Below are 12,588 nucleotides of genomic sequence, written 5' to 3' on the forward strand. Positions count from 1 at the left end.
GCTGGTTGCGCAACCGCCTGCGGTACTGCATTTGGCACCACTGGAAGAAACCTGAACGGAAGCGGAAAAACCTAATTCGGCTAGGAATTGACCATGATCACGCCTATGCGTGGAGTAGAACGCGAATGGGAGGCTGGGCAGTTGCCCAAAGCCCCATTTTGGGAACCACGATTACCCTTGATCGCTTAGGCAAAAGGGGGTATGAGGCTATGCTTACACATTACGAGAAAATTGCGCCACATCTTAATGAACCGCTGTATACGAGACCCGTACGTACAGTGGTGTGAGAGGCTCTCCCCGTCAGCCTAGCTGGCGGGGCAGCCTACTCGATTAGCTGCTGGGCTTTTCATATTCTATTTATTGTCGTTCGTTAAATCTAATTCCATAAACAACAGATAGTCCTTAAATTCTGCTGGGATTTCCATTTCAGGATACGATTCAATGTCACGAAAACCAAAACTTCTATATAGCGAGTGAGCTGCTTCCATAAACTTCGGGCTGTCAAGCCGAACTTTTTTGTAACCTACATTTTTTGCCTCAACTAAAAGACCTTCAAGTATAGCTCGTCCGGCCCCAATTCGTCTAATCGTTGGGTCAACAAACATCCGTTTTATTTCACCGATTTCGGGGCTGATGCTTTTTAGACTTCCAAGTCCACAAATTTTGCCTTGATAAATTGCAAGAATTATTTGTCCGTAAGGTGGCTGAAACTTACTAATTTGTTGAATGTCTTGTTCAACTGCTTCTTTTGGATTATGAGGATGAACACCATACAACTCTTGCATTTTGTCATTTCCCCAAACTAAATAGTCAAACCATAATTTTTTTACGGCTTCTATATCGTCTGGAACCACAAGTATTCTTGTTTCTACTCTTTCGTCTTTGTCCATTTGTTGTCTATTGAATTAGTTGATTACTGTCCGTCCAGCCTTGCAGCTAACTCGGTTATATGTGTGATAAAATCACACAATACATGCCCTATTGGTATGTATTGTGTGAAAAACATACACAATACACAAATGTATAAATCTTTATCACATGGCATCAATCAGCGAGCGAATATTTTTTAAACTCTGCCTGCTCACTTATAGGTTTACCTCCAACCTTTCATTCTCCCATTAAATTGCCTCTCGAAGAGGAAAATTGCTAGGACGAGAGGCAATTTGCTTCTCGGAGTGAGAAAAAGGTATCTCGGAGAAGCAAATTTGCTACCCGGAGAGGGAAAAATGCTACTCGGAGAAGCAAATTTGCTACCCGGAGGAGCAAATTTGCTAGCTGGAGAAGCAAATTTGCTATTCGGAGAGGAAAAAAGGTATCGCGGAGAAGCAATTTTCTAACAAAATTCTCCGTGCTCTTCGTGTCTCCGTGGTAACTTTTATATTAGCCCATTTTTTCTCTGTGCTCTCCACGTTAGATTTCCTATATTTGCTGTGACGAATTTATTTCAGCGAGGCTCCGTGCTCTCTCTGTCTCCATGATTAATTTTACTTTATAGATAATGCTTCAAGCTCGCGTTGTTAGCCATATACTCGATTTCGTAATTCCGGGAAAAACCTCCCGCGGAACGTTGACAAAGAAGGTGTCGTGGTATCTGCTGCTGCACGATACCAAGATTGGCTATACCGGAGTGGGGGAGTGTTCTACCCTTCCAAACCTTAGCATCGACGATAGACCCGATTTCTGTCAGAAATTGAACTTCGTTTGCCAGCAAATAAATGCCGGCATTCGCCTCGATTCCATCGACCTCGTTGAATTTCCCTCCATCGCCTTTGCACTCGAGGTTGCGCTTGCCGATTTGTCCAACCATGCATTCCCCCAGACTATTGTTTTTCCTTCGGAATTCACCAATGGACAAACGGGTATCCCCATTAATGGGCTCGTTTGGATGGGGAGGCGCGAGTATATGGAGGCGCAGATTAAGGAGAAGATTCATCAAGGTTTTTCCACCATAAAGCTCAAGGTAGGCGCACTCGATTTTGAAACCGAGATAGACATCCTCCGCAACATTCGGAAACAGTTTTCGCCCAGCGATATTACCATTCGTCTCGATGCTAATGGCGCATTCACTTCGGAGAATGCCGTGGATAAGCTAAATCGATTCGCTGAGTTTTCCATTCATTCCATCGAGCAGCCCATTGGTCAAGGCCATCCCAACGCCATGGCTTGTCTCTGCGCCAGCTCGCCCATACCTATCGCTCTCGATGAGGAATTAATAGGTATCTATTCTTCGGAGGAAAAGGAGTTGCTTATAAACACTATTCGGCCGCAATACATCATCCTAAAGCCAAGTTTGTTGGGCGGATTTGCCGCATGTAACGATTGGATTTCCATTGCCGAGAAGTATGATATTGGTTGGTGGGTTACCTCCGCCCTCGAGGGGAATGTTGGGCTAAATGCCATAGCGCAGTGGACCTTTACCCTGAATAATCCCTTGCCACAAGGGCTCGGAACCGGACAGGTCTTTACCAATAATATCGACTCGCCCCTAACCATCTCCGAGGGAAAACTTTACTATCGTCCCGAAAAGAGTTGGGATTTAACTATGCTGCAATGGTAGGTTTAACAATAAATGGAGAGCAGTATAGCCGGTCTGCTCTCGTTGAATTGTGTAATGCAAAGGTGCACGATAACGCGCTTCCTGCGTGGGAGCACGACCTCTACCTCTTTATTCTCGAGTGGCTCTCCGATACCGATTTTGTGATGGTGCACACATCCGGTTCCACCGGTATTCCTAAGTCCATTCAGCAGCCCAAGGAGCGGATGATCAACTCTGCCCTTATGACCCAGCGCTTCTTTGGCCTAGGCGCGCATACCAATGCGCTGCTGTGTCTTCCCGTTAGCTACATCGCAGGCAAAATGATGGTGGTGAGGGCTTTTGTTACCGGAATGAATCTTATTCCCGTTGAACCCGCTTCAAACCCTTTCTTGCACGATGTCGGTACGATACATTTTGCGGCCATCACCCCTTTTCAGTTGGCTCTTTCGTTGGAGTCTCTCAAGGGATTGGAGATCGATGCCATTATTGTGGGGGGCGGGGAGATACCCACCGATTTGGAGCTGAAGTGCCAAGAGTTACCCTCCAACGTGTATGCCACCTATGGCATGACGGAGACCAGCTCGCACGTGGCCTTGAGGGCGGTAAATGGGTTGCACAAGTCACCCTACTACGAGGTGCTTAAGGGTGTCGAGGTTGAGGTCGATCAGCGGAATTGCTTGGTGATTAATGCACCCGATCTAACGCCCTATTCGCTTACCACTAATGATATTGTAACCATTAAGGATGCCTCGCACTTCGAGTGGATAGGCAGGTTCGATAGCGTAATTAATTCCGGGGGAATTAAGATTTTTCCGGAACAGGTAGAGAAAAAGATTTTCTCGGTAATTCCATGCCGCTTTTTTATTGCAGGGTTGCGCGATAAGGTGTTGGGCGAAAAGGTGGCTCTTTTTATTGAGGGCGAGAAGTTTGGTGTGGAGCAGCTCGATCATCTAAATAATGCATTGCCCATATTGTTATCCAAGTTTGAGGTTCCCCGCAAAATTGTTTTTGTTCCCACCTTCGATCTCTCCGATGCAGGGAAGATCTTGAAAAAGGTCGTAGTGGCCAACTATCTGAAGAGGAGATAGTAATTTCAGCCTACAGTCCTCAGTCCTCAGTCCTCAGTCTACAGTCTTCGGTCTACAGTCTACAGTCTTCGGTCTTCAGTCTTCGGTCTACAGTCTTCGGTCTACGGTCTGCGGTCTACGGTCTACAGTCTACGGTCTACAGTCTTCGGTCTTCAGTCTACGGTCTACGGTCTACAGTCTACGGTCTACGGTCTACAGTCTTCAGTCTACGGTCTTCGGTCTTCAGTCTACGGTCTACAGTCTTCAGTCTACGGTCTACGGTCTACAGTCTACGGTCTACAGTCGTCAGTCTTCGGTCTACAGTCTACAGTCTACAGTCTACGGTCTACAGTCTACAGTCTACAGTTTTCGGTCTACAGTCTTCAGTCTACAGTCTACGGTCTTCGGTCTTCGGACTTCGGACTTCGGTCTTCCGACTTGCGTCTTCGGACTTCCGTCTTCGGTCTTCCGTCTTCGGTCTTCCGTCTTCAGTCTACAGTCTTCGGACTTCGGTCTTCAGTTTGCAGTCTACAGTCTTCAGTCTTCGGTCTTCCGACTTCCGTCTACAGTCTACGGTCTACGGTCTTCAGTCTTCGGTCTACAGTCTACGGACTTCGGTCTTCAGTCTACAGTCTACGGTTTGCAGTCTACAGTCAACGGTCTTCGGTCTACAGTCTACGGTCTTCCGACTTCCGACTTCCGACTTCGGTCTTCCGTCTTCGGTCTTCCGTCTTCGGTCTTCCGTCTTCGGTCTTACTTCAATTCGCACATTTTGCTTAACTTTGCTTTAAATACAGTTAAATGGCAAAGCAGAAGTATTACGTAGTTTGGAAGGGGAAAACTCCCGGAGTTTACCATACCTGGGCCGATTGTCAAAAGCAGGTTGTTGGGTTTGAAGGTGCGCAATACCTCTCCTTCGAGAACCTTGGCGATGCAGAGGTTGCCTTTACCAAGAATCCATGGTTGTTTCTGAATAAGGGAAATGCTTCTGCTAAAAAGAGCTCTGTTTCTTCGGATAAGATTATTCCCGAAAGCCTTTCCGTAGATGCTGCCTGCAGCGGCAACCCCGGGGTGATGGAGTATCGCGGAGTGCATACCCGCACCAAGGAGGAATATTTTCGGTTGAAATTTCCACTGGGCACGAATAACATTGGTGAGTTCTTGGCCATTGTTCATGGGCTTGCGCTGCTTAAGCAGAAGGGTGTTCCAAACCCAATATATACCGATTCCAAAACTGCCATGGCTTGGCTCAAGACAAAGAAGTGTAAAACCAAGTTGGAGCGAAATCGTCAAACAGAGGAACTTTTCCAACTCATCGATCGCGCGGAGAAATGGCTTTCCGAAAACAGCTATACTACCACGGTTCTTAAATGGGACACCGAGTCTTGGGGCGAGATCCCGGCTGATTTTGGTCGTAAATAGTGTTCGGTTTTTCTATTCTACTGTTCGTTATCGAACGCTTCGATTTGCCATAGATTTCAGTTCTATATTTCATCGTAATAGTTTCACAGCTCTTGGCATCGCATTCGTTATTCCTTTAATAGTTTTAGCTTTATTGTGTGCTGAAATGCGTTTCCGTGGATTACTATAAATGCTGATTTTTGTAAATTGAGTAGTAACGTGGTAGCCTAATGTTCCGCTGTATTTGGATAATATTTTGTGTCGTTTAATTTGAGAATCTATTCAATGAAAATATTTCTGCTGATTCTAACTTCTATTATTTGGGGGTCAACCTTCTTTCTTATTAAAGATACCGTTGCCACAGTCAATGAATATTACCTAGTGTTTGTCAGGACATTTATTGCCGCTGTTTCAATGCTCATATTTGTCTATTTTAAAAACAAGCGCGATCTTTTTAATGTTAATGCGCTTTTAAAAGGTATGGTGCTGGGTCTTTTATTAGCCACCACATACATATCTCAAACCATTGGATTGAAATATACAAGTAGCGGGCACAGTGCTTTTATTACCGGTGCTGGTGTTATCATCATTCCCATACTACTATTTATCTTCTTTAAACGGAAACTTAAAATTCACGAAGTAGCCGTTTTGATCGTTGTGTTCATTGGTTTGTATATTCTTACTTACGATAGCGAAACCATTCTGAATATTGGAGATTTGATTACTCTCGTTACATCGTTTTCCCTAGCATGGCACCTTATTCTGGCGGGCAAATATGTAAAAACTACTGAGGCCTTTTCACTTATCGGATATCAGTTTTTATTTGCCTCTATCGCAAGTTTCATAATTTATGTTACCACTCAGCCCATTTCATTTGGACTGAACTCGAGCGAAACCATAACGCTATTGTATCTCGGTTTTGTGGGAACACTTTTTTGTTATTTCATTTCGGTATGGGCACAAAAACATGTCGATACGGTTACTGTTGCATTAATTTTTACCCTCGAACCGGTATTTGCAGCTCTATTTGCCTGGATCTTTGCTTCCGAATCCTTAAGCCTTAAAGAAGTTTTGGGTGGCGTGATAATTCTTTTAGGTATTGTTGCTTTTCAGTTTATGTCTACAGCAAACGAACGACGAAGCAAAGTTGCTAAGGAAATGCTATGCAAGTAGAAGCCGCAATGCTGCTTCCCGTTCAACCGATTGGAGATAGTAACTGTACCCTGCAGCAGTTCAAAACCAATATGGGTGTCACTTTTATTGCAGCATTGGTAACTATTGCAAAAAAAACGCTGGGATGGTTATTCGCCTGTTATTGTAAGAACCTTTCCTTACAATACCGTATATCGTTGCGACACTATATTCTGAAAGGATTTAGCGTAAAAAGCCTCGAATGCAATTCGGTTTTTTGTGTAGGTGTCTCGAAACCACCACAACATGGTTGAATGTATATCGCAACTTCACCCAAAAGGAACAAAACATATTGAAACTGTTTAAAGCGAAATCCCTGCTGAAAATGCCTTTCTTTGTCATTGTATTGTAATCACTCTCGATCCCCATGAAAGCTGCCTCGCTAAAGGAAATTAAAACCGAGCTAAACTCGCTACCCCCCGATCAGTTGGTTGAACTGTGCGTGCATCTTACTAAGTATAAGAAGGAGAATAAAGAGTTGCTCACCTACCTACTCTTCGAGGCTGATGATGAATCAGTATATGTTCAAGCTGTGAAGGACGAGATCAACGTTCAATTCAAAGAAGTTAATCGCAGCAACTCTTACCTGGCTAAGAAAACCATTCGGAAAATTCTACGCATCGCCAATAAATACACAAAGTTCTCGGGAAATAGGCAGACCGAAATAGAGGTGCTTATCCACTTTTGCTTGCAGCTGAAGAAAGTTGGAATCTCCATGCCCATAAACTCCACTATAGGTAATATTTACCTTCGACAATTTCAGAAAATCCACAAGTTGTTGGCCACGCTACACGAAGACCTGCAAGCCGACTTTGCCGATGAGTTGCGACTGCTATAAGTAACAGCGATTTTACTGTTGGAAATCTATCCATTTGTCAAAGCCATCCTTTGACTTCATTAACTCACAAACCCGTTTTACCTTTCACTCCCTTCGACACTCGTCGAACGAAAAGGGAAAAACAGAAGTAATAGCCTGGATGAATATCTAGATCAATAAAAAAGTTGTTCCATTTCAACTCTTTTGCTGTATAGCGTAAGCGTAAAACTGTTTAAACTAAAGTTTCCGTGCAATACCTTTGTCATCAAAAGAAATAGCTAATAAATGGAAACCAAAATGGAGAAAATAGTAATAGTTGGTGGAGTAGCGGCCGGAGCAACTGCCGCCGCAAAAGTTCGAAGAATTTCAAGCACAGCGCAAATTACAATGCTGGAATTAGGTCCCGATATTTCATTTGCTAACTGTGGTTTGCCATACTATATTGGTGGCGATATAAAGAGCCGTTCCAAGCTTATTCTTCAAAGCCCCGAGAGTTTTAAAGAGCAGTATGATGTTGATGTTTATACCCATACACTAGTATCGTCAATTGATAGAAGTGCGCATACAGTTACGACCATCGATACCCGCAGCGGCGAACAAAATACTTTTGAATACACAAAATTAATATTGGCGCAGGGCGGTCGTCCTGTTGTGCCTACCCTTCCTGGGGCTATGTACGAACACGTGTTTTCGCTGTGGACGCTTGAGGATATGGATAAGATTACCCGCCATCTCAACGAGAAGAAACCTAAGAATGCCGTTGTTGTGGGTGGTGGTTTTATCGGTCTCGAGATGGTTGAGGCTTTGGTGAAACGAGGACTTACAGTTAATGTTGTGGAGATGATGCCGCACGTAATGAGCATTATGGATGCTGAAACTGCTGGCTTTATCGAACGAGAGCTGCTATCGTACGGTGTAGGTATACATACTAACGTTGGAGTAAGCGAAATCACAACCAACCGGGTTAAGCTCGATAACGGTTCAATGCTCGATGCCGACATGGTATTGCTATCGATCGGAGTTCGGCCAACGCTACAGCTGGCCAAGGAGGCCGTACTTCAATTGGGCGAGTCGGGCGGACTCTTAGTTACACCTCAGCTACAAACCAGCGATCCCGATATTTATGCTGCCGGCGATATGATCGAAATTGAGCATCGCGTTAGCGGTAAAAAGGTAAGAATTCCGCTTGCTGGTCCTGCAAATAGGCAAGGTCGTATTGCTGCTGAAAACGTAATGGGCGGCAATCACAGCTATAAAGGATCTCTTGGCACATCCGTGGTAAGGGTTTTCGAAGCGGTTGCCGGAACTACTGGCCTTTCGCTAAAGCAGGCACACGCAGCAGGAATCGAAGCCGATGCGGTTGTGGTTCACAAGGAGCACCATACCTCATACTATCCCAATGCAGAGACTGTAACCGTATCGGTGGTTTACGACCGACACAGCGGTGTAATTATTGGTGGACAGGCGGCAGGGTATAAGGGAGCCGATAAACGATTGGATGTAATTGCGACTGCTACTGCATCAAAGATGACAGTTTACGACCTCGCTGATGTCGATTTTGCCTACTCACCTCCAATTGGCACCGCCAACGATGCACTAAACATGGCGGCTTACACTGCCGAGAATAAGCTATCAGGATTCAGCCCTTCGGTTACCGTTGCTGAGTTGGATGCTTTTGTTGAGGGAAAAAACCCCTTGTTTGTCGATGTGAGAGATTACTTTGCCTTTGAAAAAAATCATATTCTTGGGGCTACTCATTTGCCGTTGGAGTTGCTTTCGAATCAGATAGGTGCAATTCCTACCGATCGTTTCATTGTGGTGTATGACGAAACAGGGAAAAAAGGCCATCAGACGCTGCGCACTCTAAAGGGAATGGGCTTTACACAGGTAACGAATATCTCCGGTGGGTATATCTCGTTGCAGCGGCAAGCGCAAACCGTTGGTTTCAAGAATTTCAAGATTGACGTTTTGCCTATTCAGCTAAAATCGCTAAAAGAGGAGCAGGAGGAGGAACAAGTGGACCCTGCTGCAAAACAAACCGACCAAAATGCTCCAATTGTTGTGGATGTCCGCACACCGGGAGAGTATAAATCAGGTGCCTATCCCGATGCGATTAATATTTCGCTCGATGAAATTCCAACTCGATACGCAGAACTTGGTAAAAATGCGTCGAGAGAGATTGTGGTTTATTGTGCCACGGGTGCGCGCTCGGCCTATGCCGAAAACATGTTGCGCCAGCTCGGCTTTACCAACGTAAAAAATGGTGGTGGATTGTCTATGATGATGGCTCGGCAGGCCAGCGGATCAAAAACAACTGCTTCCAACGAACCATTAGTAGTCGATGTTCGGTCGGTGCCAGAGTTTAGGGGCGGAGCAATCCCTGGCGCCATAAACATACCGTTGGACGAGTTGCCCGAGCATATTGGTAAGTTGGGCGACTATTCGAGAGATATAACGGTGTATTGTGCTTCTGGAGCAAGATCGTCTTATGCGCAGCAAATACTTATGAAGGTGGGCTTTACGAATGTAAAAAATGGTGGTGGTATTATGCAAATGATGATGCGCCGATAACCCCTGTAAATTCTGTATAATGCAGCACCGTTTTGCTCATACCATTGGCAACACAGAGACCTGAAAGGCCGACCTTTAGAAACCTTGTGTTGAAGTGGAGAGTCATTCAGTTTTACTGAGGAAAGTATAGGACTGAAAGGCCTGCCTGTAAAAGCACAGGGCGCAGCCCTGTGTGCAAGTAGAACTTCATTTAGGGCTGAAAGCCCGACATGTTTCTTCTGTGTCATGTACAAATTGTATGGCACATGGAGAAACACTGGAGGCACTTCTTGCTTTACGGTATAGATATCCTATGTCCATGTAATCGCTACTTGTTCACAATAAGCAATGATTGAGACTCCAATAGCGCTCCAATGCTGTAGTCCTTGGTCTTTTTCCAGAAGTTTAAGCTCACAATCGTAAGGTCGTAATCCGCTGCTGCTTCAATTAGCTTGTCGGTATGCATCACATCATCCATTAATGTAAAGCGAAACAGTTCTTTTTCCGGAATAGCCATCTCAAAGGATGCCAAGGCGGTTATATTAGCCGTGGCATTCTCGGTAATAAGTTGACCTAATCTAAGCAGATGATTATCGGAGGGATCATCCAGAATAATCGCAATTCGGTTCAGCTCCGTAAATCCACGATCGATTAACACCCCAACGCTGCATTCTACATCATCAAAGAAGTGGCTCACCTTACCTCCCGTTTCATCGCTCGAAAGAAGCTGTTTCGAACTGCCCACCAGCATAAGGTTATAGCTATCGGAGTTGGCCGTTTCTGTAATCTTCTTACGTACTTCATTCGTAGCCATGTAGTAGGTTTTTATCTTCATGTTACGATCCTTTGCCGTTGCCAATATGGGCTCAAATCCCTCCTTCTCAAATAACTTTGCATTCTGAAGCGAGATATCGGCGCTGGGGCTAAAATGCGCGGCGGTAATACTCTTTTGTTTATGTTTGGGTGAGGTGAATTTCTCCGCTATCAATAGCAGCCGGCTTCCCACAGGTGGTGCCCCAAACGATATTAAGATATTAAATGCGGAGGCATTGGTAAGTGGAGGCAATACCTTTTTCTGATAGAAGTATTCAATCGTGTCAATGGCAGGACCAGTCATAAATGTGGTAACCAGCGCCATCAGCACCATCATGGCAAATACCTGAGGGGTAAGCACTCCTAAATCGTAACCAATATTAAGAACAATAAGTTCCATTAGTCCACGGGTATTCATCAGTGCACCAATTATCAAACTGTTTTTCCACGATTGTCCTACCCATCGTGCGGCAAGAGCACTGCCTGCAAACTTCCCAATAGTTGCAACAGCCACAATGGCAGCAAATACTAGCCATAGATGAGGTTCGTTGAGCAACCCGATTTGGGTTCTTAAACCGGTATACACAAAGAAGAGTGGCAGAAGGAGCACTTGGCTCAGATCTTCTACTTTCTCCTGAAACACATGGCGAAAATTAATGTTGGTAGGCATGATTACGCCTGCCAAGAATGCTCCAAATAGTGCGTGAATGCCAATAACCTCAGTAATGTATGAGGATACAATTAAGGAGAAAAGGAATATGGCAACGATGGGCTTATTAATAGTTTCCTTGGTAAAATTCTGCTCGGCAATCCTATGGAATAGAGGCTTCATTACCATGATCATAAACGTAATGTAGGCCGCAGATAACCCAAGGGAAACCAATGCAGAGTTAATGTTGCCTGCTTTTACCAGAGCAATGACGGCAGCAAGGAGAAACCACGCCGTAATATCGTTGGCTGCGGCACAGGTAATGGCGGTAGTGCCCACATCACTCTTTGTCCAGCCCCGTTCCTGAACAATTCGGGCTAATACGGGGAATGCCGTAATGCTTACCGCTATGCCAATGAAGAGTGCAAAGGCCGTAAAGCCCATTTGTTGAGGGCCAAAACTGGGGTAAAGCAAGTATGCTAGCATTACTCCTAGTAGAAAAGGAACGGCAATGCTCACGTGGCTAATGATCATGGCCGACTGTGCATTTTTTCGAATGACTCGTAAGTCGAGATCCATACCAATTATGAACATAAACAGTATAAGCCCTATCTGACTTACAAGTTGTAGGTTTCCAAGCGAATGTATTGGAAACAGAAATGCATTAGCCTCGGGAAATACAAGCCCAAGCAGCGAGGGACCAAGTATTATTCCGGCAATTATCTCGCCCATTACCGTAGGCTGACCAATGCGAACCATCACCTTGCCTAAGAGACGAGCAATTCCTATGATTACGATAATCTGTAGAAGTAAAAGCGCAAGAGGATGGGATAGGTTCTCGGCAAAGGCATTAAATGTGCTTATGCTTGTCTCTGCCACCTTCTTAAGCGGCACTTGGGTTTCGGATATGAGCGATAATTTCTCTCCTTGATTAATGATAACCCAAAGAATTGCCGCAATACCACTCACAATTACAAGGGACAGCAGACTATTCTTATAGTTGGCCAATCCCTTTTTCCTTCGAGATGTATGCATTTTGTGTAATTATTCGGTTGTTTTCTCAATGCTGCTTTATGAAACAAACGTAGTGAAATCCTCAATCGCTTGTTCGTGTATAATGCATCTTCTCCTAAAATAAATCTGAACTATTATTTCGGCTAAACGATGTACTTTCAACCATTAGGCTAGAGGACCAGAAGTCGATTTCGATTAAACCTTATATCCGCAACATAAAAGCATAAAATAATCGGGAACCCCTGTAATAATAATCATCACAAGGCTTTCCCGATTAAAATATTTTCACCTACTTAGGTGAAAACATCGTAGCGGATGAAAATTACATATTCTAGCGACACCATCAACTCTTTTGGCGGAATAAATTTTGCAGACAAAATTATCCGGGAGGCCTCTATTTACGACACCATAGACCAAACGCTTGGCATTCGGGGAGTTAAGGCACAGTATTCCTACAGTGATTTGTTTCGATCCTACCTCATGCTGGTTTTATGCGGCGGCGAATGCGCCGAGGATATTACCGAACACCTGCGCTCAGAGCTGAACCAGC

At 44.7% G+C, this 12,588-nt stretch carries 8 protein-coding genes and 2 pseudogenes; 8 read left to right on the top strand and 2 right to left on the bottom strand.

Going from position 1 to position 12,588, the window contains the following annotated elements:
- A pseudogene (locus tag BLS65_RS18670) lies at nucleotides 1–287 on the top strand (hypothetical protein); the annotation flags it as partial.
- A 66-nt stretch (nucleotides 288–353) separates the two neighbouring features.
- On the opposite strand, the gene BLS65_RS15820 reads toward BLS65_RS18670, so the two are convergent.
- Nucleotides 354–890 carry a GNAT family N-acetyltransferase gene (locus BLS65_RS15820; RefSeq protein WP_092440754.1) on the bottom strand — a complete coding sequence of 179 codons (537 nt, stop codon included), beginning with the start codon at nucleotides 888–890 and terminating at the stop codon, nucleotides 354–356.
- 608 nt (nucleotides 891–1,498) lie between these two features.
- Here BLS65_RS15820 and BLS65_RS15825 point away from each other — a divergent pair.
- The 6 genes from BLS65_RS15825 to BLS65_RS15855 all read left to right on the top strand — a co-directional run bounded on the left by BLS65_RS15825 (nucleotide 1,499) and on the right by BLS65_RS15855 (nucleotide 9,583).
- Entirely contained in the window at nucleotides 1,499–2,557 is a 1,059-nt protein-coding gene (locus BLS65_RS15825) for an o-succinylbenzoate synthase (RefSeq protein WP_092440756.1), read from the top strand.
- The gene (locus tag BLS65_RS15830; protein WP_125869912.1) at nucleotides 2,551–3,624 is read left to right on the top strand and encodes an AMP-binding protein; all 1,074 of its coding nucleotides are present in this window, start codon (nucleotides 2,551–2,553) and stop codon (nucleotides 3,622–3,624) included. The genes BLS65_RS15825 and BLS65_RS15830 overlap by 7 nt, the downstream gene beginning before the upstream one ends.
- A 780-nt stretch (nucleotides 3,625–4,404) precedes the next feature.
- A complete protein-coding gene (locus BLS65_RS15835; RefSeq protein ID WP_092440760.1) occupies nucleotides 4,405–5,025 on the top strand; it encodes a ribonuclease H1 domain-containing protein in 621 nt (206 codons plus the stop codon).
- Between the two features lie 264 nt (nucleotides 5,026–5,289).
- Nucleotides 5,290–6,177, top strand: a complete 888-nt coding sequence (locus BLS65_RS15840; RefSeq protein WP_092440762.1) for a DMT family transporter — start codon at nucleotides 5,290–5,292, stop codon at nucleotides 6,175–6,177.
- 385 nt (nucleotides 6,178–6,562) lie between these two features.
- Nucleotides 6,563–7,033, top strand: a complete 471-nt coding sequence (locus BLS65_RS15850) for a hypothetical protein (RefSeq protein WP_092440766.1) — start codon at nucleotides 6,563–6,565, stop codon at nucleotides 7,031–7,033.
- 264 nt (nucleotides 7,034–7,297) lie between these two features.
- Complete coding sequence (locus tag BLS65_RS15855) at nucleotides 7,298–9,583, top strand: FAD-dependent oxidoreductase (RefSeq protein ID WP_212590576.1); 2,286 nt, start codon at nucleotides 7,298–7,300, stop codon at nucleotides 9,581–9,583.
- A gap of 307 nt (nucleotides 9,584–9,890) precedes the next feature.
- Here BLS65_RS15855 and BLS65_RS15860 read toward each other — a convergent pair whose 3' ends face one another.
- Entirely contained in the window at nucleotides 9,891–12,059 is a 2,169-nt protein-coding gene (locus tag BLS65_RS15860) for a cation:proton antiporter (protein WP_092440768.1), read from the bottom strand.
- Nucleotides 12,060–12,353: 294 nt separating this feature from the next.
- On the opposite strand from BLS65_RS15860, the pseudogene BLS65_RS15865 reads away from it, so the two are divergent.
- Nucleotides 12,354–12,588: pseudogene (locus BLS65_RS15865) on the top strand (hypothetical protein); the annotation flags it as partial.

The sequence above is a fragment of the Williamwhitmania taraxaci genome (genome assembly GCF_900096565.1).
Lineage (GTDB): Bacteria > Bacteroidota > Bacteroidia > Bacteroidales > Williamwhitmaniaceae > Williamwhitmania > Williamwhitmania taraxaci.

Coding starts and splice junctions, on each gene's coding strand:
- BLS65_RS15825 (WP_092440756.1), top strand. CDS start 1,499: ATGCTTCAAGCTCGCGTTGTTAGCCATATACTCGATTTCGTAATTCCG.
- BLS65_RS15820 (WP_092440754.1), bottom strand. CDS start 890: ATGGACAAAGACGAAAGAGTAGAAACAAGAATACTTGTGGTTCCAGAC.
- BLS65_RS15855 (WP_212590576.1), top strand. CDS start 7,298: ATGGAAACCAAAATGGAGAAAATAGTAATAGTTGGTGGAGTAGCGGCC.
- BLS65_RS15835 (WP_092440760.1), top strand. CDS start 4,405: ATGGCAAAGCAGAAGTATTACGTAGTTTGGAAGGGGAAAACTCCCGGA.
- BLS65_RS15850 (WP_092440766.1), top strand. CDS start 6,563: ATGAAAGCTGCCTCGCTAAAGGAAATTAAAACCGAGCTAAACTCGCTA.
- BLS65_RS15840 (WP_092440762.1), top strand. CDS start 5,290: ATGAAAATATTTCTGCTGATTCTAACTTCTATTATTTGGGGGTCAACC.
- BLS65_RS15830 (WP_125869912.1), top strand. CDS start 2,551: ATGGTAGGTTTAACAATAAATGGAGAGCAGTATAGCCGGTCTGCTCTC.
- BLS65_RS15860 (WP_092440768.1), bottom strand. CDS start 12,059: ATGCATACATCTCGAAGGAAAAAGGGATTGGCCAACTATAAGAATAGT.